The organism is Thioclava sp. 'Guangxiensis', from assembly GCF_045348365.1.
Taxonomy (GTDB): domain Bacteria; phylum Pseudomonadota; class Alphaproteobacteria; order Rhodobacterales; family Rhodobacteraceae; genus Thioclava; species Thioclava kandeliae.
The window spans coordinates 505,691-530,792 of the sequence record NZ_CP155823.1 but is presented as its reverse complement, the minus strand read 5'-3'; the positions used below and the strand labels follow the sequence as shown (position 1 = coordinate 530,792).

The 25,102-nt window shown below is 62.4% G+C and carries 21 protein-coding genes and 1 pseudogene; 16 read left to right on the top strand and 6 right to left on the bottom strand.

The window, feature by feature from the left end:
- The first annotated feature begins 93 nt into the window (after nucleotides 1–93).
- The 7 genes from nthA to ABEB22_RS15870 all read left to right on the top strand — a co-directional run bounded on the left by nthA (nucleotide 94) and on the right by ABEB22_RS15870 (nucleotide 8,040).
- Nucleotides 94–738 (top strand): nitrile hydratase subunit alpha, encoded by a 645-nt coding sequence (gene nthA / locus ABEB22_RS15900; protein WP_349295378.1) that lies wholly within the window; start codon nucleotides 94–96, stop codon nucleotides 736–738.
- Nucleotides 735–1,403 carry a nitrile hydratase subunit beta gene (gene nthB, locus ABEB22_RS15895; protein ID WP_339114617.1) on the top strand — a complete coding sequence of 223 codons (669 nt, stop codon included), beginning with the start codon at nucleotides 735–737 and terminating at the stop codon, nucleotides 1,401–1,403. The genes nthA and nthB overlap by 4 nt, the downstream gene beginning before the upstream one ends.
- Nucleotides 1,403–1,873 carry a nitrile hydratase accessory protein gene (locus tag ABEB22_RS15890; protein WP_339114616.1) on the top strand — a complete coding sequence of 157 codons (471 nt, stop codon included), beginning with the start codon at nucleotides 1,403–1,405 and terminating at the stop codon, nucleotides 1,871–1,873. Before nthB ends, ABEB22_RS15890 begins: the two co-directional genes overlap by 1 nt.
- Before the next feature lie 128 nt (nucleotides 1,874–2,001).
- Complete coding sequence (locus tag ABEB22_RS15885) at nucleotides 2,002–3,387, top strand: amidase (protein WP_349295377.1); 1,386 nt, start codon at nucleotides 2,002–2,004, stop codon at nucleotides 3,385–3,387.
- Between the two features lie 73 nt (nucleotides 3,388–3,460).
- Nucleotides 3,461–4,570, top strand: coding sequence for a substrate-binding domain-containing protein (locus ABEB22_RS15880; RefSeq protein WP_339114614.1), 1,110 nt, complete (start codon nucleotides 3,461–3,463; stop codon nucleotides 4,568–4,570).
- Between the two features lie 23 nt (nucleotides 4,571–4,593).
- Nucleotides 4,594–5,538 (top strand): ABC transporter permease, encoded by a 945-nt coding sequence (locus ABEB22_RS15875; RefSeq protein ID WP_339114613.1) that lies wholly within the window; start codon nucleotides 4,594–4,596, stop codon nucleotides 5,536–5,538.
- 24 nt (nucleotides 5,539–5,562) lie between these two features.
- Nucleotides 5,563–8,040 (top strand): ATP-binding cassette domain-containing protein, encoded by a 2,478-nt coding sequence (locus ABEB22_RS15870; protein ID WP_349295376.1) that lies wholly within the window; start codon nucleotides 5,563–5,565, stop codon nucleotides 8,038–8,040.
- Nucleotides 8,041–8,153: 113 nt separating this feature from the next.
- Here ABEB22_RS15870 and ABEB22_RS15865 read toward each other — a convergent pair whose 3' ends face one another.
- Complete coding sequence (locus tag ABEB22_RS15865) at nucleotides 8,154–9,125, bottom strand: helix-turn-helix domain-containing protein (RefSeq protein WP_339114611.1); 972 nt, start codon at nucleotides 9,123–9,125, stop codon at nucleotides 8,154–8,156.
- 307 nt (nucleotides 9,126–9,432) lie between these two features.
- Here ABEB22_RS15865 and ABEB22_RS15860 point away from each other — a divergent pair, with 307 nt between their 5' ends.
- Nucleotides 9,433–10,947: an amidase gene (locus ABEB22_RS15860; RefSeq protein WP_349295375.1), complete on the top strand. Its 1,515-nt coding sequence runs from the start codon at nucleotides 9,433–9,435 to the stop codon at nucleotides 10,945–10,947.
- Between the two features lie 88 nt (nucleotides 10,948–11,035).
- Here ABEB22_RS15860 and ABEB22_RS15855 read toward each other — a convergent pair whose 3' ends face one another.
- Nucleotides 11,036–11,761: a LuxR C-terminal-related transcriptional regulator gene (locus tag ABEB22_RS15855; RefSeq protein ID WP_349295374.1), complete on the bottom strand. Its 726-nt coding sequence runs from the start codon at nucleotides 11,759–11,761 to the stop codon at nucleotides 11,036–11,038.
- 276 nt (nucleotides 11,762–12,037) lie between these two features.
- On the opposite strand from ABEB22_RS15855, the gene ABEB22_RS15850 reads away from it, so the two are divergent.
- The 8 genes from ABEB22_RS15850 to ABEB22_RS15815 all read left to right on the top strand — a co-directional run bounded on the left by ABEB22_RS15850 (nucleotide 12,038) and on the right by ABEB22_RS15815 (nucleotide 20,362).
- On the top strand, nucleotides 12,038–13,288 hold the full coding sequence (locus tag ABEB22_RS15850) for an ABC transporter substrate-binding protein (protein WP_349295373.1): 1,251 nt from the start codon (nucleotides 12,038–12,040) through the stop codon (nucleotides 13,286–13,288).
- Nucleotides 13,289–13,298: 10 nt separating this feature from the next.
- Entirely contained in the window at nucleotides 13,299–14,165 is an 867-nt protein-coding gene (locus tag ABEB22_RS15845; RefSeq protein WP_339114607.1) for an ABC transporter permease subunit, read from the top strand.
- A complete protein-coding gene (locus ABEB22_RS15840) occupies nucleotides 14,162–15,187 on the top strand; it encodes an ABC transporter permease subunit (protein WP_349295372.1) in 1,026 nt (341 codons plus the stop codon). The genes ABEB22_RS15845 and ABEB22_RS15840 overlap by 4 nt, the downstream gene beginning before the upstream one ends.
- On the top strand, nucleotides 15,184–15,903 hold the full coding sequence (locus ABEB22_RS15835; protein ID WP_349295371.1) for an ATP-binding cassette domain-containing protein: 720 nt from the start codon (nucleotides 15,184–15,186) through the stop codon (nucleotides 15,901–15,903). The genes ABEB22_RS15840 and ABEB22_RS15835 overlap by 4 nt, the downstream gene beginning before the upstream one ends.
- Nucleotides 15,900–16,610 carry an ABC transporter ATP-binding protein gene (locus tag ABEB22_RS15830; RefSeq protein ID WP_339114604.1) on the top strand — a complete coding sequence of 237 codons (711 nt, stop codon included), beginning with the start codon at nucleotides 15,900–15,902 and terminating at the stop codon, nucleotides 16,608–16,610. Before ABEB22_RS15835 ends, ABEB22_RS15830 begins: the two co-directional genes overlap by 4 nt.
- A gap of 16 nt (nucleotides 16,611–16,626) precedes the next feature.
- Entirely contained in the window at nucleotides 16,627–17,970 is a 1,344-nt protein-coding gene (locus tag ABEB22_RS15825; RefSeq protein WP_349295370.1) for an amidase family protein, read from the top strand.
- Between the two features lie 167 nt (nucleotides 17,971–18,137).
- On the top strand, nucleotides 18,138–19,079 hold the full coding sequence (locus tag ABEB22_RS15820; RefSeq protein WP_406871168.1) for an NADP-dependent oxidoreductase: 942 nt from the start codon (nucleotides 18,138–18,140) through the stop codon (nucleotides 19,077–19,079).
- 65 nt (nucleotides 19,080–19,144) lie between these two features.
- A complete protein-coding gene (locus ABEB22_RS15815; RefSeq protein ID WP_349295368.1) occupies nucleotides 19,145–20,362 on the top strand; it encodes an MFS transporter in 1,218 nt (405 codons plus the stop codon).
- Nucleotides 20,363–20,534: 172 nt separating this feature from the next.
- Here ABEB22_RS15815 and ABEB22_RS15810 read toward each other — a convergent pair whose 3' ends face one another.
- The 4 genes and pseudogenes from ABEB22_RS15810 to ABEB22_RS15795 all read right to left on the bottom strand — a co-directional run bounded on the left by ABEB22_RS15810 (nucleotide 20,535) and on the right by ABEB22_RS15795 (nucleotide 25,090).
- Nucleotides 20,535–21,509 carry an ABC transporter permease gene (locus ABEB22_RS15810; protein WP_339114600.1) on the bottom strand — a complete coding sequence of 325 codons (975 nt, stop codon included), beginning with the start codon at nucleotides 21,507–21,509 and terminating at the stop codon, nucleotides 20,535–20,537.
- Nucleotides 21,506–23,158, bottom strand: a complete 1,653-nt coding sequence (locus ABEB22_RS15805) for an ABC transporter permease subunit (protein WP_406871193.1) — start codon at nucleotides 23,156–23,158, stop codon at nucleotides 21,506–21,508. The genes ABEB22_RS15810 and ABEB22_RS15805 overlap by 4 nt, the downstream gene beginning before the upstream one ends.
- A gap of 375 nt (nucleotides 23,159–23,533) precedes the next feature.
- Nucleotides 23,534–23,905, bottom strand: a pseudogene (locus ABEB22_RS15800) (ATP-binding cassette domain-containing protein); the annotation flags it as partial.
- A gap of 90 nt (nucleotides 23,906–23,995) precedes the next feature.
- Nucleotides 23,996–25,090, bottom strand: a complete 1,095-nt coding sequence (locus ABEB22_RS15795; RefSeq protein WP_339114598.1) for a substrate-binding domain-containing protein — start codon at nucleotides 25,088–25,090, stop codon at nucleotides 23,996–23,998.
- Nucleotides 25,091–25,102 lie beyond the last annotated feature (12 nt).

Sequence of the window (25,102 nt, the reverse complement as noted above, 5' to 3'; positions counted from 1 at the left end):
TTTCAGCACAGACAGTTCGGGCATTTGGCGTCAGGGTAGCAGTATCGAAAGAGCCGCGCTCAGGCGGCCGTTACCAGAACAAGGGAGCCGAAGATGTCCGATCATTCCCACGGGACGCAACCACCCTCTGACAAGGCATTGCGTGTGCGCGCGATGGAGCAGCTGCTCCTCGAGAAGGGGCTCATCAAGGAAGGTGCCGTGGATGCGATCATTGATATCTTCGAGCATCAGCTAGGCCCCAAGAACGGCGCCAAGGTCGTGGCCCGCGCATGGACCGATCCCGCCTATAAACAGCGTCTGATGGAGAACGCCTCCGACGCCATCCTCGAATTCGGCTTTGCGGGTTTTCAGGGCGAATATATGGTCGTGTGCGAGAATACGCCCGGCGTCCACAATGTCGTCGTTTGTACCTTGTGCTCGTGCTACCCGTGGCCGGTGCTCGGCCTGCCGCCGAACTGGTATAAGGCCGCGCCTTACCGCTCGCGCGTTGTGATCGAGCCGCGTGCCGTGCTGGAAGAGTTCGACCTGCATATCCCTGATGAGACCGAAGTCCGCGTCTGGGACAGCAATAACGAACTGCGCTATCTGGTTCTGCCCGAGCGTCCCGCCGGCACCGAAGGCTGGTCGGAAGAACAATTGGCCAAGCTGGTGACCCGCAACTCGATGATCGGAACCGGTGTGGCGATGACCCCCGCAGAGCTGGCCAAATCCGGAAATACCGAGGAGGCCGTGCTATGAACTCGATCCACGATCTGGGCGGGATGCACGGCATGGGACCGATCGTGCTGGATGTCAACGAACCCAAATTCGCCGAAGACTGGGAGGCGCGCACCTGTGGCTTCCACCTGCTGACGCTGATGACCGGAATCGCCGTAGCCGATGAAGCGCGCCATTCGATGGAGCGTATCCCCGCGCTGCACTGGCTGGCCTCGCCCTATTACGAGCACTGGCTCGACGGGACCGCGACCTATTTTCTTGAGAAGGGCATCGCTACTTCCGAGGAGCTGGCCACCGGCAAAGCGCAGGCGCCGCTTCCCGAATGGGCGGCGAAACTGAAGGCGTTGACGCCCGAAGAAACCGCCAAGATGTTCACCACCAACCACCCTGTGACCGGCGAGGCCGAAACAGAGCCGAAATTTGCGGTGGGCGACAAGGCGATGACGCTGAACATCAACCCAAAAACCCATACCCGCCTGCCGCGCTATACCCGTGGTAAACCCTGCACCATCGTAGCCTACCGAGGCGCCTGCTTTTATGCGGATGCGCGCTCTGTCGGGGATTATGGCGCGGTCGATCACACCTATACGGTGCGGTTCGAGGGCGCTGATCTCTGGGGGCGCGACGCGGGCGCCAAAGACGCGGTCTATATCGATCTCTACGAACAGTATCTGGAGGCCATGTGATGGAAATCGTAAGTATTATCCAAGCGCTTGATCCTTGCCGCACCGACCTGAAATCGTTGGGAGCGCAGGATCTTGGCGCACCCGGTTTCGGTGAGCCATGGCATGCGCAGGTCTTCGGCCTCTCGATGGCACTGGCGCAGGCGGGCGTGTTCAGCTGGGCCACATGGGTCGAGACCTTCTCGACCGAGATCCGTGCCAATCCTCAGACGGGCACCGAGACCTCGGAAGATGCCTATTACCGGCAGTGGTCGGCAGCGCTTGTCACGCTTCTGCGCAAAACGGGTGTCATGACCGACGAGGAACTGGCCGAGACATCGGAACATTGGCGCCGGTCCTATATTGCCACCGAACATGGCAAACCCATCGTCTTCCGCCGCGATCTGCCGGATCTGCCCGATATCGATGGTCATCACCACCATCACCACCACCATCCCGAACCGGTGCCGGTCGCGATCAGCGAAAAGGCCTGATTTTTCCTGAATAGCAGGGAGTGTCCTGCATCGTCACCGCGAAAGATCGCGGTGACATTCTCGAACCTCTGCCGGTTCGGGCAGGGCTTTTGTGTGCCCGCCCGACCGGCCAGCAATGAAAGCCTTCCATGCATTACCAGTCGATCACGGCACTGGCCGAAGACATCAAGACCCGCAAGATCTCGCCCGTCGAGGTAACGGAGCACATGCTGTCGCGGATCGAGACGCTTGATCCGAAACTCGGCGCCTATGTGACCGTGACGGCAGAACGCGCGATGGATCAGGCGCGTCAGGCCGAGGCCGAGATCATGGCGGGCAAATATCGCGGGCCGCTGCATGGCGTGCCGATGAACTACAAGGACATCCTCTATACCGATTTCGCCAAGACGACCGGCGGCACTCGTATCCACAAGGATTTCCAGCCCGATTTCACCGCGACCGTGATCCGCCGTCTGGAAGCGGCGGGCTCGATCACGCTGGGCAAGGTCAAAACCACCGAGCAGGCCTATGCCAACCACCACCCTGATGTGACGCCGCCGCTGAACCCGTGGTCGGCGGGCCACTGGGCGGGCTCGTCCTCTTCGGGCACGGGCGTTTCGGTGGCGGCAGGCATGACCTTTGCCTCATTGGGCTCCGACACCGGCGGATCGATCCGTTTCCCTTCGGCAGTGAATGGTGTGACAGGGCTCAAGCCCACTTGGGGCCGGACCTCGCGTTATGGCGCCTTCGAGCTGGCGGCATCGCTTGACCATATCGGACCTCTGGCACGTTCTGCAGCGGATGCGGGGATTGTTCTGCAGGCGATGGCGGGTGCCGATATCAATGATCCGACCACATTGACGGCCCCCGTGCCGGACTATGCTGCCGAAGCGGGCCAGTCGATTGCCGGTCTGCGCATCGGGATCGACCGCGCCTATATTTCCGAAGGGGTCGATCCGGCGAATGTGGCCGCCGTCGAGGCGGCGGCAGAAGTGCTGCAATCGCTGGGCGCGGTGCTGGTGGATGTCAGCGTCAAACACTGGAAAGAGGCCGCGATCTCGTGGCTACCGCTCTGCGCGCCCGAGACCGCCGCCGCCCATGACGATTTCTACCCGCGTCTGAAATCCGACTATGGATCGACGCTGGCTGCGTTGATCGACATGGCCGAAAGCTACAGCACGCGTGATGTGGCGCGCGCCCATCAGGATCGTCTGATCTTCTCGGGCCATCTGGAAGCGATGTTCCGTCAGGTTGATCTGCTGCTTATTCCGGCCACCATCTGGCGGGTGCCGGCACTGGCCAACTGGGCCGATTATGCCGAGGGCGACAATTCGGAATTTATCCGCTTTACAGGGCCTTACGATATGTCCGGCTCGCCATCCATCACCATGCCGGGAGGGTTCGACCAAGATGGTCTGCCGCTCGCGGTGCAGCTTGTCGCGCCGCATCTGGGCGAGGGGGCTCTCGTGCGCGCAGGCAGCGCCTTCCAGAAGCTCACCGACTGGCATCAGAAAATCCCGCCGCTTTCCGCGTGATCCGCGGAGCGCAGCACCAACAGGAGAGAGGGCAGGTTCCATAAAGAGCTCCGCCCGAATGAAAGAGGGAAACATGAAGCTTACCAAAACTGTACAACTCGGGATCGCGGCGTTGGCACTGTCGGCGGGCGCGGCCTTTGCGGAAGCTGACCAGCATCCCCTGAAGGTTGGCACGATCGACGAATTCAAGGATATTTCGCAGTTCTGTGGCACCAAGCCCCTGCGCGTGGCTTATTCGACCGGCTCTTCGGGTGATCCGTGGCGCAAGATTTCCAAGGCGGAATTCGAGCTCGAGGCGGCGAAATGTCCCAATATCAAAGAAGCCCGCTATGTCGATGCACGCGGCTCCGTCGAGCAGCAGATCTCCGATATCACCGGTCTGGCGGCGCAGGGCTTTGACGTGATCGTGGTACGCCCCGATGGAGGGCAGGCACTTCTGCGGGCGATGAGCCAGGCCATGAAGCGCGGTGCGAAGGTCGTTCCCTTCTATGGCGGCACCTCCTGGCCGGGCACTCCGGGGAAGGATTATGTCGGCATGGTCACGGCCGACCAGAATATCGAAGGCGAGATGGCGGCCAAATGGATCGTCAAGCAGCTCAATGGTGAAGGCAATGTCATCATGCTTGGCGGCGCGCCGGGGGCGGACTCGACCCAGAACACCTTTGACGGCGCGATGAGCGTTTTCAAGGACCATCCGGGTATCAAGATGTTGGAAGATGCGCCCGTCACCACCAATTGGGACCGTGCGCAATACCAGCAGGTCATGACCTCGCTTCTGGCGAAATACCCCAAGATTGACGCCGTGATCTCCGATTACGGGATCGGCTCGATGGGCGCTATCCGTGCCTACGAGATCGCCGGCAAGAAAATCCCGCTCTGGGCGACCCGTGACGGGAACGAGCTGGCCTGCTACTGGAAAGAGCATCACGCCGACAATCCGGACTTCCAGCTCTTCACCACCTCGGCAGGCACCTGGCTGACCCGTCTTGCCCTGCGCAAGGGTGTGGCTGCGGCCAACGATATCGAGAATGACGAGCCGACGATCATCATCGATCCGGTGATCGACGAGACGACCTCGGATGACCCGAAAAAGGCGCCGGTCTGTGATCCCGACTTGCCCATGGGCGCCCATGTCTCCTCCTTCACCATGACGAAAGAGCAGATGCAGGACGTCTTTAAGTAAGCGAAGACAGAAGGACCCTTCCGATGACCAACTATTTTCAACGTAACGAGTTCAGGGCCATTGCGGCCCTGATCCTGCTGCTCATCGTCGGAGGGGTTGCAGCGCCGTCGACCGTGACGCTGACGGCTCTTGCGGGACTGATGCCCTTTGCGGGGATCACCGCAGTGACGGCAGTCGGCCAGCACCTCGTGATCCAGCAGCGCGGCCTAGATATCTCGGTCGCGGGGCTGTTCTCGCTATCGGCCGTGCTGGTGACGGCACTCGATCCGGCAGGAACCAGCGGTATGACCGCGACCGGGCTCGTGCTGCTGGCTCTTGCGGTGGGTGCGGGGATCGGCCTGATCAACGGTCTGACCGTGACCCGCCTCGGCGTGCCGCCTCTGGTGGTAACCATTGCGATGAATTCCATACTGCTTGGCCTTGTGTTGCAGTTCTCCGGCGGCGCGCCGCAGGTGGTTCCGGTGCCGATCGCCGATATCGCGGTCGGGCGGGTTCTCGGCCTGCCCAATGCTTTCCTTGCGGGACTGTTACTTGTGGTGCTGGTGGCCTTTGTGCTGACACGGACCACGCTCGGGCGCCGCTTCAAGGTGGTGGGGCTCAACCCGCGCACCGCCGCCGCCCTCGGTTTCCGTGTCGAGCTGTTCCAGCTGGGCGCCTATGTGGCCGCTGGCGTGCTCTTCGCCGCAGCCGGTGTGATCTTCGCAGGTCTTTCCAACGTGCCGTCCCTGATGGGCGGGGATGCCTATATGCTGGCCTCGGTGGCCGCCTATGTCGTGGGGGGCAATTCGCTGACCGGCGAGCGATCCTCGGTTCTGGCCACGGGGATCGGCGCCTTCTTCCTGACATATCTGGGTCAGCTCGTCGTGTCGCTGGGGCTTGATACCTCCGTGCAGTATCTCATTCAGGCGCTCATCGTGCTCTTGGGGGTCTGCCTGCCGACCATCGCCCAACGCCTGAAGACCGCGTGAGGTCGTAACATGAAAGATACCCAAATGACCGACCTCATGGAGACGCCCGCAGCCGAACCCGTGCTCGTTCTGGATGCCATCAGCAAATCCTTCGGCCCCGTGAAGGCGCTCAAGGGGGTCAGCCTCAAGGCATGGCCCGGCGAGGTCCATGCGATCGTGGGCGAGAATGGCGCGGGAAAATCCACGTTGATCAATTGCGCAGCGGGCGTGCTTGCGCCCAATACCGGCACAGTGACCATTGCAGGCCGTCTGGCCAAGGCCCAGCCCGCCTTCGTGCGAGAGATGGGTCTGTCGGTGGCCTTCCAGCATCCGGCGCTCGCCCCCGATCTGACCGTGCTGGAAAACCTCCGCCTTGCGCGCAAGGATCTGAGCATGGAGGCGGCGCAGGCGCTTCTGGATCGCGTCTCGACCAAGGCGCTGGCGATGGACCTGAAATCGCGGGCGGGCGAGCTGTCACTGGCGCAGGAGCATGTGCTCGAGATCGCGCGAGCGCTGGCGAGCCGCCCGAAAGTCTTCATCTTCGATGAGCCGACCGAGCCATTCCAGGATCCCGAGGTGCGTCATCTCTTCAGGCTCATTGCCGAGCTGAAGGCCGAGGGCACCGCGATCATCTATATCTCGCACCGTCTCAAGGAGGTGATGTCCATCGCCGACCGGCTCTCGGTGCTGCGCGATGGCGATCTGATCGAGACGCGGGTGGCGTCGAAATTCACCCCGCAGGAGATCGTCGATCTGATCGTGGGTCGCCCGCTGGGTCAGGTGTTCCCCGCCAAGGGCAAGATCGGCACGGGACCGAAGCCGCTGGTGGTGGCCGGTCTCTCGGGGCATGGCTTCAGCAATGTCTCGCTGGAAATGCGTCCGGGCGAGATCGTGGGTCTGGCCGGTGTCGAAGGGCAGGGGCAACGGGAGTTCCTGCGCGCCCTTGCCGGCGTGAGCCCCGCCACTTCGGGCGATATCCGGGTGGATATGGTCGAACCCAAAGCGGGGGTCGCCAATTTCCGTCGTGCCGGCATCGCCTTTGTGCCCGACGACCGCCATGCCGAAGGTCTGGTCCTGTCGCTGTCGATCAAGGAAAACGAGGGGCTTGGCCAGCTCGAGCGGATCTCTTCGAACGGGGTTCTGTCGGAGACGCGCGAAAAGGCGCTGGCTGAGAAAATCCACGCCGATTTGCGGGTGAAGGCCCCCACAGTCGAGACGCCGGTCTCGGCACTGTCGGGCGGCAACCAGCAGAAGGTTCTGATGGGTCGCGAGATGGCGATGGGCCCCAAGCTGATGCTGGTCGACGAACCGACCAAGGGCGTCGATGTGGGGTCGCGCTCGGATATCTATGGCAAGCTGCGCGAGATGGCCAATCAGGGCGTGGCCGTGATCGTCTGCTCTGCCGACGGGGTCGAGATCGAGGGTCTGTGTGACCGCGTTCTGGTCTTCTCGCGTGGGCGGGTCGTGGCCGAACTGTCGGGCGCGGATGTCAATGATGCCAAGATCACCGAGGCCAATCTCAACGCCACCGGTATCCGCGAGGCTGCCGATGATGTGAGCCGCAAGACCAGAAGCCGCTGGCTCTCCTCGGACCAGCTTCCGGCCGGCATTCTGGTGCTGCTCTCGGTTCTGGTAATGGGCATTACCCAGTGGCAGAGCCCCTATTTCCTTTCGGCCTTCTCGTTGCAATCCATCGCCACGCTGACCGCGATCCTCGCGCTTGCGGGCTTTGCGCAGATGTTCGTGATGATGAAGGGGGGCATCGACCTCTCGGTGGGGCCGGTCGCGGGGCTGGCCGTGGTGCTGGCCTCCTTCCTCGTGACCGACACGCCACCTCTGGGCACTTTTGGCGGGATCCTTGCCATTCTGGCGCTCTGCACCCTGATCGGGCTGGCGCATGGTCTGCTGGTGGAAAAGCTGAAGCTTCCGGCCATCGTTATCACGCTTGCGACCTATACCGGCCTTCAGGGTCTGTCGCTGATCCTGCGGCCCTCACCTGCGGGGATGATCGGGGGGGACTTCATGGATGGGGCACAGGCGCTTGTCGGGCCGCTGCCCGCAGTCTTCGTCGTGATCGTTCTGGCGGCGGTTGCTGCCGAATACCTGCTCTTCCGGCGTCCGGCAGGTCGCGCCTTGCGGGCGGTCGGCTCTAATCCGAAATCCGCCGAAATGATCGGTCTCAAGCGCGCGCGCATCGTCATTCTGGCCTTCGTCACCAGCGGTTTCCTTGCGGGGCTCGCGGGCGTGCTGCTGTCGGCGCAGGTGGGGATCGGTTCACCGACCACGGGTATCAGCTACACGATGATGAGCATTACCGCCGTGGTGCTGGGCGGGGCGCAGATCACCGGCGGGCGCGGATCCTTCCTCTCGACGATGGCGGGCGCGTTCTTCATCCAGACCATCGTTGCGGCGCTGCCTTTCCTCAATCTCGGCGCGGTGTGGCAATATGTGCTCATCGGGGGCGCGACCTTCATCGCGGCGGCCCTGTTCAGCACTGCGAGAAAGCCCGCCAGAGCGCATTGAGCCGCGTTGACGGAACTGGAAAAGCCCGGCAGATCTGCCGGGCTTTTTCCATGGGCGCATAAAAGAAGGGCCGGACGCGCCGACCCTTCCACAATTCATGAAAGACGTGCCGTTTAATGCAGATCCTTGAGAAGGGATTTTGGCGTAAGGCCGAATTCACTCTTGAACGCACGGGAAAAGTGGGAAAAGTCGCTGAAGCCGCATTTCAGGGCAACCTCCGAGACCCGCAGCTCGTGACCCGAGCAGAGCATCTCGTGGGCGCGCTTGAGGCGCTGTGACCAAAGCCAGCGGATGGGGGTGGTATTTTCTGTCGCGAAGATCCGGTTGAGCGTGCGGCGCGAGACACCGAGGACATCGACCAGCCTGTCGCTATCGATGTCACAGTCCTCAAGATTGGCAAGGATCCAGCCCTTTGCCTTGTCCAGCAGGCCGATATGGCGGCTGTTTTCCATCTGCGAGATGCCGTGTTCGCATTCGAAGGCGGCCGTCAGGAGGTCGATCAGTGAATTGGCCACACGCTGTGTGGCCGGGCTGTCGGCGGGAAGATCGAGATCCTGGATCTCCAGCATGATATGCGTCAGCATCTTGCCCAGAGGCGTGTTCCCCGACAATGCGCGCGCGGTCATCGCTTCTGCGTGTGGCATGCGGTTGAGAAGCAGCGAGCGCGGCACCCTGATCCAGTTGCCGCCATAGGTTTCTGCCATGTCGATCTGGAAGGGGCTGTTGGCGTCATACATGATGAAATCGCCGGTCTTCTGGACCGCATCACGTCCCGACTGAGCAACATGGGCCTGTCCGCGTGTCAGACGCGAGACGAAGAAACTGTCGAGCGGCATCTTTCGCATACAGTTCACGGTGCGTTTGCTGGTCATGCCGCTGGTTTCCAGCTCGCTTACGCCAAGCGAGCCGAGGGGACGCATGCGGATCTTCGCCTCGAAATCTTTTGCATTGCCGCGTGCGCTGTTCTCGGCAGGGCAGAAATGGGCGTGGATCACATCGTTCCAGAAGGCGAAGCGGTCTTTTGCTGGCAGCGCCTGCGCGTTGATGAAGGTCGATGATTTGACATTGGTCGTCAGAGGAATCATTGGCACACTCCGTACATGAATCCGTCATGGGCGATGGCCGCGCTTGCGATCAACAGGCGAGAGAGAAAGCTGATACCACGTTCTGCCGATTGTCTAATTTGTGGGCAAAAACATGCGGCGCTGGCCATATGGTGGGCAGAATCATAATATTCACCCTCCGCTCGCCCCGATTTCGGGCGCGTTCTGCCTCTGGAGCGGGCGTCAGGCTTTGGCCGGTTCAGTCAAATTTATTGGCGCAGTCGGCACTGCCGAGATCGTCGCGCGCGGCTAGACTGGTTGGCATTGCCCAAGAAGGATCAGCACTGTCATGGCCCCCAAACTGCCCACTCAGGCGCAGATGCGTGACCTCGCCGCAAACTGCGGTCTCTCGCTTTCCGACGAGGAACTGGAGGATTACCGTAAGGCGATCGGCGACCGGATCACGTCTTACGAGCGGCTCGATGGGATGGCTGACGATATCCCTCAATCCTCATATCCGAGGCTGCAGGGATATCGCCCGCAGGCCGGGGAGAACCCGCATAATGCCTGGTACTGGAAGACCTCGATCAAGGGGGCGCCAAGCGGTAAGCTGAAGGGTAAGACGGTCTCGCTCAAGGACAATATCATGCTGGCCGGTGTGCCCATGATGAACGGGTTCTCGGTGCTTGATGGCTATGTGCCCGAGTTCGACGCGACCGTGGTGACGCGCATTCTTGATGCGGGTGGCGAGATCGCGGGCAAGGCGCATTGTGAATTGCTGTGCATGACGGGCAGTTCCTTCACCAATTCGACCGGCCCCGTGCATAACCCGTGGCGGCAGGGCTATTCGGCGGGCGGCTCGTCCTCCGGTTCCGCGGTGACGGTAGCCACCGGCGAGGTGGACATGTCTGTTGGTTGCGATCAGGGCGGCTCCATCCGTATGCCCTCGTCCTTCTGCGGCATCTACGGCATGAAACCCACCCATGGCCTGGTGCCCTATACCGGCATCATGCCGATCGAGATCCAGATCGACCATGCCGGTCCGATGACCCGCACGGTCGAGGATAACGCGCTGCTGCTGGAGGTTCTGGCAGGCGATGACGGGTTTGACCCGCGCATCAAGACTCCGATCGTGAAAGACTATACCAAGGCGCTGACCGGCGAGGCCAGAGGGCTGAAGATCGGCATTCTGAAAGAGGGCTTCGAGGACCGTCACGCCGACCCGGCGGTCAACGAGAAGGTGCGCGCCGCGGCAAAGCGGTTCGAGGCGCTGGGTGTGGAGGTGGTCGAGATCTCGGTCCCGATGCACCATGATGCGGGCCATATCTTCCAGGCGATCTGCACTGAAGGCACCTATGCCACCATGTTCGAGGGCGACGGTTTTGGCGCTTCGCGAAGCGATCTTTATGCGACCTCGTTGATGGACCGCTATCGCAGCTGGCGGATGCGGGCGGACGAGCTGTCCTCACATGCCAAGATCGGGCTGTTGGCGGGGCGGTATTTCAAGGACCAGACCGGCACGCGTTATTATGGCAAGGGCATGAACCTCTCGCGCCGTCTGCGCGCAGCCTATGATGCGGCGCTCGCCAAGGTCGATTTGCTCCTGATGCCGACGACCGCCGTGACCGCGAAACCTTTCCCGACCCGGGACATGTCCTTTGACGAGGTCATCACCCGCGGGCTGGAAATGGTCGGGATTACCTGCGCCTTCGACATCACGCATCATCCCGCGATGTCCGTGCCTTGTGGTCTGGCCGATGGTCTGCCGGTGGGCATGATGTTGGTCGGGCGGCATTTCGACGAGGATGTGATCTACCGCGCGGCCCATGCGTTCGAGCAGTCAGGCGACTGGAAGACATTCTGAGGGTTCAGGCTTCCCCGTCAGGTCGGGTCTCCATGCCCGCCTGCGACTTGCGGCGCGGTCTTATGATCGCGCCGTTTTTTATTCTGCCTTACTCGGTCAGGCAGGCGGTGCGCACGGCAAGCGCCGTCTTGTTGCGTGCACCGTGTTTGTGCATCGCGTTGGAGATATGCGTGCGCACGGTGGCAAATCCGATCTGCAGGTGTGCGGCGATTTCGCGGTCGGTCAGACCCTGTCCCAACAACTGGCAGATCTCGGTTTCGCGGGGGCTGAGCGCAGGCGGGGGCTCTGCCGGAAGGCGTTCCAATGCTGCCTTGAAATGAGGCGCGAGCCCCGCCAGCAGCATCGTTTCGCGGGAGGCGAAATTCTCGCGCGTGCTCCGCCGCCAGAACCGCAGGTCGCCGAGGTCGTGCCCATCCGCGCCAAAGGCGAAGAGATTGAGCCCCCATTCGAGTTTGTCGCGCTTGAGGAGGTCTTGATAGAAGGCCGTGCGCCGAAGCTCCGTGCGGTCGATGACCTCATCCAGGATGACCGGTCTCGCGGTTTGTCGCATCCGGAAGGTGATCGGGTCATCATATTGGAAAGTCGAAAGATAAAGGGCCTCTATCTCGGGATTACCACCCTCGTAGACCAGCTTTCCGAAGCGGGCCTCCGTGTCATCCCAGCTACAGCTCGAGACGGTATCGGCCCGCATCACGACGCGGAGATCGCTCAGAATATTCCGCCGGACCTCTTCACGCGAACGCGCCTGTGCAAGTGTTGCGATCACCGCCGCATAGCTGTTGATTTCGGTGCTGGTAAGGTCTGAAACGCCCATAGTTCCGGTCAGTCCTCCGGCCACTTTTCCGTCTCTCCAAGCTTAACGTGAGGGGGGGCGAAAAATGAAGAGTCGTCCTTTCTGGCTTGAGTGTTTCCGGCTTTCTCTTGGTCGAATGCCGGATTTTTAGGCGGGTGTCGCATGTTTATACAAAGAGGGGGAATTTCTGCTCTTTTCTGCCTCCGCAAAAATGGGGAGGAGGCGGGTTTCCCTCTCAACTTCCGCTCGCCGGGACGGCCCAATCGGGGGAGTTATTGCCTTACCGGAGCTCTCGCCATGACCGAAAAATCCCGCTTCCAGCTCAGCCGCCGTCGTCTGCTCGGGCAGGCCGCAGGGGCCGCCCTTGCCACGCCGTTTCTTGCAAGGATGTCGTTTGCTGCCTCCGACACGATCCGTATCGGCAATATCCTCGATATGACCGGCCCGATCGGGCCGGGTGGTCAGGCCGTGGCGCCGGGGATGGAGCTCGCCGTCAAGCATCTTAACGATAAGGGCGGCGTTCTGGGGCGCCAGATCGAGCTGGTGAATTACGACACCCAGTCGAATATGCAGCTCTATACCCAATATGCGCAGCAGCTGGCGCTGAAGGATAAGGTGGATGTGGTCTTTGGCGGGCTTACCTCGGCCTCCCGCGAGGCGATCCGTCCGATCTTCGACCGCTTCAAGATGCTCTATTTCTACAACGTCCTCTATGAAGGCGGCGTCTGCGACCGCAACACGTTCTGCACCGGCACCACGCCCGCCCAGACCGTCTTGCCGCTGGTCGAGGATACGGCAAAACGTTTCGGCAAGAAGGTCTATATTATCGCTGCCGATTACAATTACGGCCATATCACCGCCAAATGGATGCAGAACGGCGTGCTGGACAATGGCGGCGAGGTCGTGGGCACCGATTTCTTCCCGCTGGATGTTACCAACTTCTCTTCCGCCATCGCGCGTATCCAGGCCGCCAATCCCGATTATGTGCTGGCCGCACTTGTGGGGGCCAACCATCTGGGCTTCTACCGCCAGTGGGAAGCTGCAGGGCTTCTGGCGAAAATCCCGTTGGCCTCCTCGAATTTCGGGGTCAATTCGGAGATAATCACGCTCGAACCCCAGACCACCAATGGTATCGTAGCCGCAGGCGGCTATTTCGACAGTATCGATACGCCCGAGAGCAATGCCTTCCTCGAGGAAGTGACCCCGATGCTGCCGCCCAGCACGGCCTGCACCGAGATCACCGTCTCGAGCTATGAGGCGATGATGCTCTACGCACAGGCGCTGGAAAAGGCAGGCACGACGGACCGGATGAAGGTGATCGAGGCGCTGGAAAGCGGGCTGGAGTTTGTCGGGCCGTCGGGCAAGGTCACACTCGATCCGAAGACCCACCATACCGTGCGCAGCGCATTCATTGCCGAGGCGAAGGACGGTAAATGGGACATCCAGAAGCGTCTCAGCGATGTGGCGCCGGCTGACACTGCTGCTGTCTGCGACCTGATCGCTAATCCGAAGACGAACAAGCAATTCGTCGTCGATACCAAGATGTAAAGGCCAAGTTATGGAACTTACAGGGCTTCTTGCCTATAATATTCTGGTGGGGATCGGCACGCTTGTGCTGATCACCATCGGCCTCGGGGTGATCTTCGGCATGATGAAGATCATCAATCTCGCGCATGGCGAATTCATGATGATCGGCGCCTATACGGTGGTTCTGGCCACCGGCGCGGGTGTGAATATCTGGATCTCCATGTTCCTCCTTGCGCCGCTTGTTTCCGGTCTGTTGGGGCTGATCACCGAGCGTCTCTTGATGCGCCATCTCTATGGCCGGATGATCGATACAATGCTGGCCACATGGGGGCTGAGCCTTCTGATCATTGGCGCCATCACCGTGATTTTTGGCAATCAGACGCGCGGGATCTCCTCGCCGGTAGGAAATATGTCGATCGGTCGCTTCGATGTTGGGCTGCATGGCATGGTCATCGTGCTGACGGCCATCGGGGCGCTGGCCGCCGTGGCTTGCGTGCTGAAATTCACCAAGCTCGGGCTGATCGTGCGGGCGACAATGCAGAACTCGGCCATGGCCTCGGCTTTGGGGGTTGCACCCAAGCGCGTCTATATGGGCACATTCGCCACCGGCACGGCGCTTGCGGGTCTCGCAGGCGGCGTGCTGGCACCGATCTCGGGCGTGGCGCCGACGATGGGCGCGGCCTATATCGCCAAGGCCTTCATCACCGTGCTGGGGGGCGGGCCTGCCATTGTCACCGGCACGGGCCTTGCCTCGACCCTCTTCTCGCCCATCAACGAGATCGTCTCCTTCAAGGCGACCCCGATCATTGGCGAGGTGGCCATGCTGGTGGCGGCAATCATCATCGTGCGCCTGCTGCCGCAGGGCATCACCGGACGTTTCTTCAGGAGAAGCCTATGACCAGCAAACGCACAGGCTTTTACGCCGCCGTGGTGGCGGGGATCGTGGCGCTGGTCGCCGTGCCGCAGACCATGGATATGTTCACCGTGATGCAGCTGACGGGCTTTGTGGCGATGGCGGTCTTCGCGCTTAGTCAGGGCTTTGTCTGGGGCTTTGCGGGGATCATGAGCTTTGGCCAAGCGGCTTTTCTGGGCCTTGGCGCCTATAGCTATGCCGTGGCCGCAATCAATTTCGGCGATAGCACGCCCGCGATGGCCGTGGGTATTCTGGTGCCGGTGATCTTTGCAGGGCTTCTGGGCTATTTCATGTTCTATGGCCGGATCAGCGATGCCTATGTCGGCGTGATCACCATGACCACCTCGATCATCCTGTTCAACCTGATCAACTCCACCTCTGGCGATGCCTACCGTGTGGGCGAGGCGGCGCTTGGCGGGTTCAACGGGATCCCCTCGGTGCCGACCCTCAATATTCCGGGCGATCCGGAGGCCGTTCTGGACCCCAACCAGCTGTGGTATGTGACGATGGGCTGCCTGATCCTGTGCTATATCGCGCTCCATGCCGTGCTGCGCTCGCGCTTTGGCGCGGTGACGGTGGCTATCCGCGAGAATGAGACACGGGTGACGCTGCTGGGATATGACGCACGTTTCTACAAGCTGGTCGCCTTCATGATCTCGGCGGCGGTCGCAGGGCTTGCGGGCTGTCTCTACACCAATTGGGGCGCCTATATCTCGCCCACGATCTTCGCTCTCGCGATCTCGGCACAGGCGATCATCTTCGTGCTGGTCGGTGGTCTTGGCACTCTGATCGGGCCGATCCTCGGGGCTTTTGTCCTGCAATGGCTGATGAGCTCTGTTGGCCAGCAAAGCGTGCTGGACGCCAATCTGGTGATGGGCGCGGTGCTGATCGTCTTCGTGCTTCTGGTGCCTAAAGGTGTGGTGCCGCTGATCCGCGACACTCTCTGGCCGATGCTGCAGCACCGTTTCGGCGCGCGCTCGTCCCTTGAAAAGGAGGCCCATGAATGACTGTGCCCTTGATCGAAACCAAAGGCCTCACGATGCGCTTCGGCGGTGTGGTCGCTGTCAATAACGTCGATTTCACCCTGCGCGAGATGGAGCTGCGCTGCCTCATCGGGCCGAACGGGGCTGGCAAGAGCACCTTCTTCAAGATGCTCACCGGCCAGCTCACGCCCAGTTTGGGCACGCTTCTCCACCGCGGGGACAGTATCGCGGGTCTCTCGCCGCATCAGATTGCGCGGCGCGGGGTGGGGGTGAAGACCCAGACGCCCAATGTCTTCGACGGGCTCTCGGTGATCGAGAATATCATGGTCTCGGCCACCCGCCTGCATACCCGCAAGATGGCCCGCGAAATCATGGACGAGGTGGTTGCGCGGGTTGAACTGGGGGCGATTGCCAACCGGCAGGTCGGTATCCTGTCGCATGGCCAGCGCCAATGGGTCGAGATCGCGACCGTTCTGGCGCAGAAACCCGATCTGGTGCTGCTCGATGAACCCGTGGCGGGCATGAGCGACGAGGAGGTTGACCGCACCGCCCAGATCATCCGCGAGATCAATCGCGAGCGCGCGGTTGTGGTGGTCGAACATGACATGGTCTTCATCCGCAAGATCGCCAAGACGGTGACCGTCTTCAATCAGGGTGCGGTGCTGGTGGAGGGCGATGTGGATGCGGTGCTCTCCGACCAGCGCGTGCGCGATGTCTATCTTGGAAAGGCTGCGGCATGAGCTTGCTAAGTGTTTCGGGTGTCGAGACCCGCTATGGCCGTGTGCCCGCGCTTTTCGGTGTGGATCTCACGGTCGGGGAGGGCGAATTTGTCTCGGTGCTGGGCCATAACGGCATGGGAAAATCGACCCTGCTGAAGACGATCATGGGCTTCCTGCCCACCTCCGAAGGCAGGATCGAGTTCGAGGGCACGCCGCTCAAGGGCAGCCCGACCGAGGCGCGGGCGCGCGCAGGTATCGGCTATGTGCCGCAGGGCCGCCAGATTTTCCCGACGCTGAGCGTGATGGAAAACCTGCGCATGGGGTGCCTTCTGTCCAAATCGCCCGAAGACCAGAAGATCGAAGAGATCCTTCAGGCCTTCCCGCGTTTGACGCGGCTTCTGGGGCGTGCGGGTGGCGCACTTTCGGGGGGCGAGCAGCAGTTGCTGGCGCTCGCGCGGTGTCTATGTGGTGACCCCAGACTGATCTTGCTCGACGAGCCGACGGAGGGCATCCAGCCCTCGATCATCGAGGAAATGATCGAAACGCTCCACGGGCTGAAAGCCTCGCACGCGATCACGCTTCTTCTGGTGGAGCAGAACCTGAATTTTATCACCCAGCTCTCCGAGCGCGTGATGATCCTCAAGCGCGGGCGGATCACCGGCGAGGTGCCGCAATCGGCCATCGGTGACACGCGCGCAATGGAAGATGTGGCCGCCCAGTTGATGTAAGCGGTTGAAGGAAAGAATGATGACGACAGAAAACCGGATGACGCTGGCGCAGGCGCGTGCGATCATCGCCGCTGAAGGGGTGGGGGCTCTCGCTTCCCGTCTGGGCGCGCTGGCCGCGTCCAACCCGCTCCATGCTGTGATCGCGCAGGATTATTCCGCGCCCGAGACAGGCTCGGGTCCGCTGGCGGGCATTCCGATCGGCGTGAAGGATAATATCGACGCGGTTCCTTTTGCCACGACCGGCGGCTCGCCCGCGATGGCGGGGTATTTCCCTGCGGAGGATGCCGGTATTGTCGCGCGGATCCGCGCTGCCGGCGCATGGGTGCCGGCCAAGCTGAACCTGCATGAGTTCGCCTTCGGGATCACCTCGGACAATGGTGCCTATGGCGCGGTCCTCAACCCCTATGACGACAATCGCACCGCAGGCGGGTCGTCGGGCGGGTCCGGCGCGGCAGTGGCGGCCGGTATCGTGCCTGCGGCTATCGGCACCGATACCGGTGCAAGCGTCCGAATTCCCGCCTCTTTCTGCGGCGTGGTGGGGCTGCGCCCATCGACGGGGCGCTATTCGACGCAAGGCGTGCTGCCGATCTCGTGGTCGCGCGACACCCCCGGCTTTCTGGCCAATTGCGTGGCGGATGTGGCCGAACTGGATGCGGTTGCCGCGCCCACCGGCCTGCCCGAACCGGTGCTGCCTGACCGTCCCTTGCGGCTGGGTCTGGCGCAGGACGCGCGACCAGGGCTTTGCGACAAGGTCGAGGAGAGGTTTGACGCGGTGCTGGCCGATTTGGCCCAAAAGGGCATTGTCGAGGTCATCGACCTTCCTGCGTTAGGCTACCGCGAGGCGCAGGAGGCCTATGACGTGCCTACGGCCTCGGTGGAATCCTACGAATTCTGGAGCCGTTTCTGCCCTGATGTGCTGGGGCTGAGCTACGCTACGTTCACCTCCCGGATCGGCAGCCCTGATGTGCAAGCGATTTTTGCGGCGACCCCCGATCTGGCGGCCGAGAACGCGCTGGCCCATGAAACCTATCTGCGCATCATCCGTCCGCAGATGCAGGCCCGCCACGGCGCGCTTTTCGCGGCCCACGGGATCGATGCGCTGATCGCGCCGACCTGTCCGGTGCAGCCTGCCAAACGCGCGGATTACCTGACCATCACCGTTGGTGGCGAGACCCGTCCGATCCTTCCGGTGCTGGCGCAGAACGTATCCTATGCAACCTATATAGGCTGTCCATCGCTGAGCCTCCCGGCAGGGTTGGACAGGGATGGTCTGCCAGTAGGACTGTTGCTGGATGGCCTCGTCGGGGCGGATCGCGCGCTCTTGGAGATGGCGGCGCGCATCGAGGCCGCGCTTGCCTGAGATCTTGGTGCGTCCTGGCGGTATGAGTGAAGGAAAAAAGCTTGACTGTGCAGGCCAAACCTCTGGTCTGTGCGGGCCAATCCATCGTGACGGTCTTGTTTCTCGAGTGGTGCCTATGACATCGGGGGCTGTTGATCCCCGTCAATTCGTAGCTACAGGAGCCTTCCATGCACGCCATGCGTTTTCACAGTTTCGGTCCTGATACCAAAATCTTCTGTGACGAGATCGGGACGCCCGTTCCCGTAGGCGCGCAGGTTCTGGTGCGGCAGGAGGGGTCGAGCCTGAATTATATCGACCTGATGATCCGCGCGGGTGGTTACCCCCGGCTGGATGCCGATGCGTTGCCTTATTGCGGTGGGCGTGACGTGGCGGGCCGGGTCGAGGCTCTGGGCCCAGAGGCCGATCCTGCATTGCTGGGGGCCTTCGTTATCGGGCTGCCCGAGATCGATCGTGGCAGCTTTGCCGATTATATCGTGATGAACCCCTCCGAACTCTGCGTTGTCCCCGATGCCGCTCTGACGCAGGTCGGCGCAGCCGGACTGGGGGCGCTGCCGCTGGTGGCACTGACCGCCTGGCAGGGGCTGCATGATCACGGCCGCATCGTGCAGGGCCAGCGTGTCCTGATCACCGGCGGTTCGGGTGGCGTGGGGCATCTTGCCATCCAGATCGCCAAGGCTGCGGGCGCCGAGGTCTGGGCACTGGCGTCGGATGCCAATCAGGCGATGCTGAGCCAGATGGGTGCCGACCATGCGCTCAGCTATCAGGATCCGGAATGGGATGAGGGTCTGCCGGCCTTCGATATGGTTCTCGATCTCGCGGGTGGCGCGACGCTGGCCCGCAGCCTCGCGACCCTGCGTGAGGGCGGTCGGCTGGTATCGGCAGTGGCCGCGCCCGATGAGGTGGCCGCGAAGGCCCGTGGGCTTGCCTATGCACAGTTCTTTATCGCGCAAGCCAGTGGCGCGCAGCTTGCCCCGATCGTCGAACTTGTCGGCGCAGGCCAGCTTCGTGTCCATATCTCCGAAACCTATCCTCTGGCAGAGCTTGAAGCCGCACAGACACGGTTCAAAGCCGGTGGCTTGCGCGGCAAGCTGGCCATCTCCTTCGACTGATCCTCCAGCGGGCCCGATCTGGGCCCGTTTCTCCAGTCTCCCTTTTTGCGCGAAAGCCTATCTTCATGACTTCCCCCGTCACAGACCAACCCCGCTCGACCCTGCTGGCGCGGATCTCCTGTGCCATCGCGATTTTTGCCGCCCTTCTGGGCAGCACGGCCCCGAGCCCGCTTTACCCGCATTATCTTGAAATGCTGGGACTGGGTAAAATGATGGGCACAGCCATCTTTGCGATCTATGCAGGCGGCACTCTGGCTGCGCTGTTTCTGGGCGGATCACTGGCGCAGAAGACCCGTGACCTGCGGCGGCTGATCCTTCCCGGGCTGGTGATCACCGCTTTGGGGGCTGTCATGTTTGCCAGCGCCCACTCGCTGGGGATGCTGCTTGCGGGCCGGTTCCTGAACGGGTTCGGCACGGGGATGATCACCGGCATGGCCTCGGCCTCACTCTTCAGCCTCACCCCGGCTGAGAAGCGCGGCTCCGCGGCTGTGCTGGCAACGTTGGCCTTTACCGGCGGGGCGACGGTCGGCCCGCTGCTGAGCTCGTCTGCCATCGCCATTGATCTGGCACCGACGATCAGCCCTTTCGTGGTGATCGTCGTACTCTGTCTGGTGGCGGGGGCGGGGCTGATGGCGTGCCATTGGCCCCTCAAGGCGCCTGTCGAGAAAACCGGCACCAAGCCGCAGCCGTCCCGAGGTCAGGTCAACAGGCCGCTCTTCGTGCTGGCCTGTATGGGGGTCGGGACGGCATGGATGGTCGGCTCGGTGCTCATGGCTCTGGGTGCGGATCTGGGGCAGTCGGTCTATATCCTGCCCTCGGCGGCGATTGCCGGTCTGATCCCTGCGGTCTTTCAGCTGTTTGCCGGTATCGGACAGGCGGTCTGGGGTCGGGTCTCGTCCGAGAAAGCCATCCTGTTCGGCATGCTGGGGATTGCCCTCGCGCAGGGCGCGCTGCTCATGGGAGAGCCCACCGGCTCGGGCTTTCTGATGCTGGCACTCATGCCGGTCTCGGGCTTTTTCTACGGGGCGGCCTTCGTGGGGGCGCTCGGCATGGCCAATCTTTCGGCCCCGCCCGAGCTGCGCGGGCTCTATATCTCGCGCTTCTATGTGGCGGGATATATCGCGAATGCCATCCCCACGGTGGTGGTGGGCTATCTGAGCGATACGCTCGGTCTTGCGACAGCCTTCGTTCTTTTCTCGGTCTGTCTGGTTGCGGTCGCGGCAGCGACGCTGGGGATGTTGCAATACTGCCGGCGCCGCCGGAGCGATATGGTTTTGTCGTAATTCCGCCAGAGGGCGGTCTATCAACGGACATTCCATGCAAACGGCCCCTCGGGGCCGTTTTTGTCTGTCCTGTGGTGGGGGAGGGCGCATGAAAAAACGGGCGGAGCCAGCATGGGGTGCACTCCGCCCGTCAGGGGATGTTCCTAAGGGCTGCGGCCTGTGCCGCCATGCCTTATTTGCGCAGTTTCGCCAGCAGGCGGGGACCGGCAAGCGCCAGAACGATCACAGTGGCCTGCACCAGATATTGCGCGGGCGTGCCTGCGCCCATGGCCAGCACCATCTGGCCGAGCTGGGTCATGAAGACCGCGGCAATCGCACTGGCGACCACGCTGCCTTTCCCGCCGGTGAAGGGCGTGCCGCCGACCACCACCGCCGCGATCGAGGGGAGCAGATAATCGTTGCCTGCCGTGATCGTGGCCGAGTTGATGAAGCCGGTGAACAGCATGCCGCCCAGCCCGAAGAAGATGGCGCCCACAACATAGGTGCCCATGAGATAGGGGCGCGCGGGGAAGCCCGCAGCCGTCGCCGCCGCAGGGCTTGCGCCCACCGCCGTGAAGCGGCGGCCCATCGGCAGATAGCGGATCGCGGCGGCCATCAGCGCCACCACAACCAGTGCAACGATCAGGATCACCGGCACACCGGCCAGTTTCATATGCACGAAGCCTGCCAGCGGTGCGGGGGCCGAGATCGAGTTTCCGTTCGAGACATGACGCGCGACGCCTGCATAGATCGCGCCCGTAGCCAGCGTCGCCACGATGGGCGTAATCCGGAAGACCGAGACCGCGATCCCGTTCACCAGCCCCATGAGGGCACAGAGCACGACGGTGGCTAAAACCGCCAATGTCAAAGAGCCGGTCTGCAGATAGACCCGCGACACGAGTAGCCCGCCCACGGTCATGATTGCGCCCGAGGACAGATCCATACCGCGTTGCTGGATAATGATGGTCTGGCCTGCCGCCACCACCGCCAGCATGGCGGCAAAGGGCAACATCCCCATCAGCGCGGGCCAGCGCATCGTGCCGGGCGCCAGGACGAAACTTGCCGCAAAGACCAGCACGAGGGGCAGCCAGACCCATGCGAATTCCGAGACATGCAGGCGGGGCTTTGCGCCCGCGCCTTTCGTGTCGATCACCTCTGAATTGCTCATGCCGATACCGCCTTGGATCTGGAATAGGAGTAGAAGGCCACAGCCGCGATGATCAGCCCGCCCAGCAGGTAGTTCTGCCATGCGCTATCAAGCTGCAGGAAGGTTGCGGCCGAATTCACCAGCGAGATGAAGCCCGCGCCGAGAAGGGCGCCGAGAAACAAGCCGCGCCCGCCCATCAGGCTGGTGCCGCCGATGACGACCGCTGCGATGGAGGTCAGCGTGTAACCGAGGCCCGCGCGCGGATCGCCGATGGCCACCTGTTCGATCATCATGATCGCGGCCAGTGCGGTGAGGACCGAGCAGCCCACATAAGCGGCAAACTGCATCACGAGCGGCGTGACACCGGCGACACGGGCGGCCTCGGCATTGGAACCGAAGGCGCGCCAGCGGATGCCCTTGCCGCTGCGCAGCAGGAAGATATCGAGCACGATGGCGGCGATCACGGCGATGATGAAGGTCGCGGGTATGGCACCCATACGATAGCCGATTGTGTCGAGCACGTCGAAATCGGTCATGCCCGCAGGCACCGGACGCAGCAGAAGCGAAACGGCCTGCACCGCCATGTAGGTGGCCAGTGTCGCCACCATTGGGTGCAGCTTCAGCGGGCCGACGAGCAGGAAATTTACCGCCCCCACCATCGCGGCGACAGCGATGATTGCGGCATAGCCCAGCGATGGCATCAGCCACGGATCCCCCGACAGGAAGAACGAGCCCACCACGGCACAAAGCCCCATCAGCGGCCCCACAGAGAGGTCGATCCCGCCGGTCAGCATCAGGAGCTGCTGACCATAGGCCACCATCGCCAGGGTCGCGGTCATCACCATCAGGTTCACCAGCGAGCGTTCCGACAGGAAGAACGGGTTCACCCAGCCCGCTACGGAGCCCAAGATCAGCATTGCGGCCACCAGCATCCAGAAGGGCGCCCAGTCGGAACTGCCCAGCTTGGCCAGTTTGCCGCCGAGGGCTGCCGTATGGGCGCGGGCATTGGTGGCCGTCATCATGGCCTGAGCGATGGCCTCGTCATTGACCTCGTCGCCGGTCAGTTCGGCCACGATCTCGCCACGCGAGAAGACATAGATCCGGTCGCATAGCCCCACCAGCTCGGCACGGTCCGACGAGCAGACGATCTGGCTCATGCCCTCGTCGGCGGCGGCCCGCATGACCTGATAGATCTCGGCGCGTGCGCCCACATCCACACCCTGTGTCGGCTCGTCAAGGAGCAGCACCTTGGGGTCGCCCGCCAGCACCGAGGTGAGCACGACCTTCTGCGCGTTCCCGCCCGAGAGCGAGGAGATCGGCGCCTCGATGCCTGCCATCTTCACCTCGAGACGGGCAAGTTCGGTGCGGGCGCGGCGCTTTTCGGCACCGGCACTGATCAGCCCGCCACGGGTGTCTTTCTCGATGGAGCGCAGCGAGAAATTCTCGCGCACCGACAGGCCCGGCAGCAGACCCTCGCGGTGACGGTCGCCCGGCACGAAACGGATGCCTGCCTTGCGGCTGTCACGCGGCGATCTGATCGAAACGAAGCGCTCGGCCACATTCACGCGGCCTTCGATGGGTTTCTGGCCCGCCAGCGCGCGCATCAGCTCGCGTTGGCCATGGCCGTCAATGCCCGCAAGTCCCACGATCTCGCCGCGATCAACGCGCATGACGACATTACGGAAACCCGGCCCGGAGACGCCATGCAGCTCGAAGATCCGCTCCGAATGGACGTCCTTCGCCCGTTTGGGCGGGAAGGGACGCTCGACGCGGCGGCCGACGATCATGGTGATGATCTCGTCTTCCGAGAGATTGGTCGCATCCCGCGTGCCGACCGCACGTCCGTTGCGCAGAACCGAGATCCGCTCTGCGATCTGGCGCACCTCGCGGATACGGTGCGAGATATAGACCACCGCACAGCCCGAGGCCGCCAGTTCCCGCACCACCTCGAACAGACGCACGACATCGCGGCCTGTCAGGTGTTCGGTCGGCTCGTCCAGCACCAGTAGGCGTGGCTGCGAGGCAATCGCCTTCACGATCTCGACGATAAAGCGTTTTTCCGGCAGCAGGCTCTCGATCCGCGCATCGGGGTCGATGCCGGTATCGTCATGCCAGCTGGCCAGCTTGCTGCGCACGAACTCGCGCAGCGCACCCACCGAGGGGCGCAGATGTTTGGGCAGACCGATATGGATATTCTCGGCCACCGTCAGATCGGGCATCAGCGAGGGTTCCTGACGCACGATCGCCAGACCTCTCTCGCGGGTCTCGCCCGGATCGGCACTCAGCGCCTCGCCAAAGAAGCGCACCGTGCCCTCTTCCGGCTCAAGCGCGCCCGACGCCACCGCCATCAGCGTGGATTTGCCGGCCCCGTTCTCGCCCACAAGGGCGTGGATCTCGCCCGGACGGACGGAAAGAGACACATCGTCAAGCGCGGTGACAGGACCGAAACGCTTGGTGATGCCCTCCAGTCGGAGGGCATCGGTTCCAGAAGAAGACACGGTCATGGCTTACTCGTATCCGAAGACTTTTTTCAGCTGGTCTTCCGATAGAAGCGAGCTGAGATCGGCATCCGGCGGCAGCTCCTTGTTGCAGCCAAGCGAGACATTCTTGAAGCTGTCATTGGAGACATAGGGCACCAGCACAGTGCCTTCGGGATCCTCGGTCCCTTCGAATTCCGCCAGCGCGCGACGGAAGGCGAAGCGGATGATGGTGGTGGTGCCATCAAGCGCGTAGAAATCCCAGCCTTTGCCTGCGGCCTTATCATCCTCGAACTTGCAGTTCAGCTCGTTGCCCGAGGCGATGGTCAGGATCGCAGGAACCTTCTCTCCCGCCTGTTGGTAGGCATTGACCACCGCCAGCGCCGCCGGACCATGGTCGGTCACGATGGCATCGATCTTGGGGTAGGTGGCGATCAGTCCTGCCGTCGCCCGTTGGGCATCGGCCATGTTCCAGTTGGTGGTGACATAGCTGTCCTGCAGCAGTTTGACGCCCGGATATTTTTTGATGCCTTCCTTCAGCCCGTTGAAGAAATTGGTCGAGGAGGCGGCACCGGGCGAGCCACCCAGCATGACGATATTCGCATCGCCGAGATTCTGGCCAATCCATTCCGCCCAGAGGCTGCCCGCCACGGTTTGGTCCTGATAGACATTGGCGGTGTAGTCGCGCCCTTGCGTGCCGGAGAGTTTGGAGAAATAGGGCACCATGGTCACGCCTGCACGGGTGGCGGCGCGGAAGGCGGGCATGGAGGCGTCGCCAAAGTCTGCGAAGGGAATGATAATGTCATAGCCCTGGGCGACAAAGCTGTTGATGTCGCTATTGAATTTCTGCGAATCTCCGCCTGCATCCGCATAGGCGACCTCGGTGATATTGGAACATTTCGAGGCTTCGTCACGCAGTTCTTCTTCGGTCGTGCGACGCCATGTGTCGCCGCCGATGCCGTCGATCAGGGCCACGCGGGCGGGTTTGGTGCCGCACATGCTGGTGATATCGGCGCCCTTGCCCATCTGCGTGGGTTCCTCGGCATGGGCGGCCGTGGCCAGAGTGGCGGCGATCGTGCAGGCGGCAAGCCAGCTGGCGGTCGTTCTGAGGGTGGAAATGGTCATCGGGGATGCTCT

Coding starts and splice junctions, on each gene's coding strand:
- ABEB22_RS15880 (WP_339114614.1), top strand. CDS start 3,461: ATGAAGCTTACCAAAACTGTACAACTCGGGATCGCGGCGTTGGCACTG.
- ABEB22_RS15850 (WP_349295373.1), top strand. CDS start 12,038: ATGACCGAAAAATCCCGCTTCCAGCTCAGCCGCCGTCGTCTGCTCGGG.
- ABEB22_RS15855 (WP_349295374.1), bottom strand. CDS start 11,761: ATGGGCGTTTCAGACCTTACCAGCACCGAAATCAACAGCTATGCGGCG.
- ABEB22_RS15845 (WP_339114607.1), top strand. CDS start 13,299: ATGGAACTTACAGGGCTTCTTGCCTATAATATTCTGGTGGGGATCGGC.
- ABEB22_RS15810 (WP_339114600.1), bottom strand. CDS start 21,509: ATGAGCAATTCAGAGGTGATCGACACGAAAGGCGCGGGCGCAAAGCCC.
- ABEB22_RS15875 (WP_339114613.1), top strand. CDS start 4,594: ATGACCAACTATTTTCAACGTAACGAGTTCAGGGCCATTGCGGCCCTG.
- ABEB22_RS15805 (WP_406871193.1), bottom strand. CDS start 23,158: ATGCGCGTTGATCGCGGCGAGATCGTGGGACTTGCGGGCATTGACGGC.
- ABEB22_RS15795 (WP_339114598.1), bottom strand. CDS start 25,090: ATGACCATTTCCACCCTCAGAACGACCGCCAGCTGGCTTGCCGCCTGC.
- ABEB22_RS15815 (WP_349295368.1), top strand. CDS start 19,145: ATGACTTCCCCCGTCACAGACCAACCCCGCTCGACCCTGCTGGCGCGG.
- ABEB22_RS15835 (WP_349295371.1), top strand. CDS start 15,184: ATGACTGTGCCCTTGATCGAAACCAAAGGCCTCACGATGCGCTTCGGC.
- ABEB22_RS15840 (WP_349295372.1), top strand. CDS start 14,162: ATGACCAGCAAACGCACAGGCTTTTACGCCGCCGTGGTGGCGGGGATC.
- ABEB22_RS15870 (WP_349295376.1), top strand. CDS start 5,563: ATGACCGACCTCATGGAGACGCCCGCAGCCGAACCCGTGCTCGTTCTG.
- ABEB22_RS15890 (WP_339114616.1), top strand. CDS start 1,403: ATGGAAATCGTAAGTATTATCCAAGCGCTTGATCCTTGCCGCACCGAC.
- ABEB22_RS15820 (WP_406871168.1), top strand. CDS start 18,138: ATGCACGCCATGCGTTTTCACAGTTTCGGTCCTGATACCAAAATCTTC.
- nthB (WP_339114617.1), top strand. CDS start 735: ATGAACTCGATCCACGATCTGGGCGGGATGCACGGCATGGGACCGATC.
- ABEB22_RS15860 (WP_349295375.1), top strand. CDS start 9,433: ATGGCCCCCAAACTGCCCACTCAGGCGCAGATGCGTGACCTCGCCGCA.
- ABEB22_RS15830 (WP_339114604.1), top strand. CDS start 15,900: ATGAGCTTGCTAAGTGTTTCGGGTGTCGAGACCCGCTATGGCCGTGTG.
- ABEB22_RS15825 (WP_349295370.1), top strand. CDS start 16,627: ATGATGACGACAGAAAACCGGATGACGCTGGCGCAGGCGCGTGCGATC.
- ABEB22_RS15885 (WP_349295377.1), top strand. CDS start 2,002: ATGCATTACCAGTCGATCACGGCACTGGCCGAAGACATCAAGACCCGC.
- nthA (WP_349295378.1), top strand. CDS start 94: ATGTCCGATCATTCCCACGGGACGCAACCACCCTCTGACAAGGCATTG.
- ABEB22_RS15865 (WP_339114611.1), bottom strand. CDS start 9,125: ATGATTCCTCTGACGACCAATGTCAAATCATCGACCTTCATCAACGCG.